This window comes from Alteromonas sp. 5E99-2 (assembly GCF_017368475.1).
Lineage (GTDB): Bacteria > Pseudomonadota > Gammaproteobacteria > Enterobacterales > Alteromonadaceae > Alteromonas_F.
Map to the genome: position 1 here is coordinate 1 of NZ_JAFNJE010000048.1, position 1,240 is coordinate 1,240.

Annotated in this window: 1 protein-coding gene; it reads right to left on the reverse strand. The window is 42.2% G+C overall.

Translation table 11 applies throughout. From position 1 onward, the window contains the following. The coding region (locus J3L16_RS15800; protein WP_207614027.1) for an amino acid adenylation domain-containing protein at positions 1-1,240 on the reverse strand (1,240 nt) is incomplete at both ends.

Genomic DNA, 1,240 nt, shown 5'->3' on the forward strand with positions numbered 1-1,240 from the left:
CATCCAATACCACTATGATCCCTGGCACCATATAATCAGGCAGGCTTTCATGTAATTCCCTTTGAATGTTTTGTGTTTCTAAGGGAGTTTGGGTACCTGCTGTCGCTGACACATAAGCCACTAATCGCTCACTGCCTTGATGGGATTGTGCAACCACTACCGCTTCATGAATGTCCTCTTGCTGTAGTAAGGCACTTTCTATCTCACCTAGCTCGATTCTAAATCCACGAATCTTCACCTGATGGTCAATACGCCCTAAATACTCCAACTCGTTATCTGCATTTAAACGCACTAAATCACCTGTGCGATAAAGCTGCTCGCCTGAGTCACTAAACGGGTTGGCAATAAAGCTACTTGATGTTAACGCCGCTCTATTTAAATACCCTCGAGCTAGCCCTGCCCCTGCCAGATATAACTCTCCTGCACAGCCATGAGGCACTATATTTAATCCATCATCAAGAACATAGGTTGCTGTATTTGAAATAGGTGAGCCAATTGGCACCGCTACATCTGCGCTGCCTGTACATGTCCAATGTGTGACATCAATAGCCGCTTCAGTAGGCCCATATAGATTATACAAAGCCGCATTCGGTAGTTTATCTAATATATCTGCTTGTAAAGGTGCAGGTAATGCCTCACCGCTACAAACAATACGTTTTAATGAGCTACAGCTAGTTACCGAACTACTGCTCACAAACGCTTGTAACATCGATGGAACAAAATGAAGAGTACTAATTTGGTGAGTATCAATGGTGTTGATAAGCTCTTCTGGGTTTTTATGAATGCCTACAGGTGCAACAACCAACTTTGCGCCATACATTAATGGCCAAAAGAACTCCCATACTGACACATCAAAACCAAAAGGTGTTTTTTGTAACACATTGTCATTTGGTGTTAATGAGTAAGCATCTTGCATCCAAGCTAATCTATTATATAAAGCACTATGCCTATTCGCGACACCCTTTGGTTTACCTGTCGAGCCAGAAGTGTAAATAACATAAGCTATTTGCTCAGCATGGATTGCTGCATTGACATTTTGAGTGCTGTACCTTGTTGTGTCTAAATCATCAAGCGTTGTGATTTTCACATCAGTTAACGACTCATTGATTAGCCCTTGTATTAAGTGTGACTGGCTTAGCAATAGGTTTAATCCACTGCTTTGCATAATGTATTCAATACGTGCTTTAGGTAAGCTTGGCTCTATAGGCACATACGCCCCGCCCACTTTTAAAATAGCCAG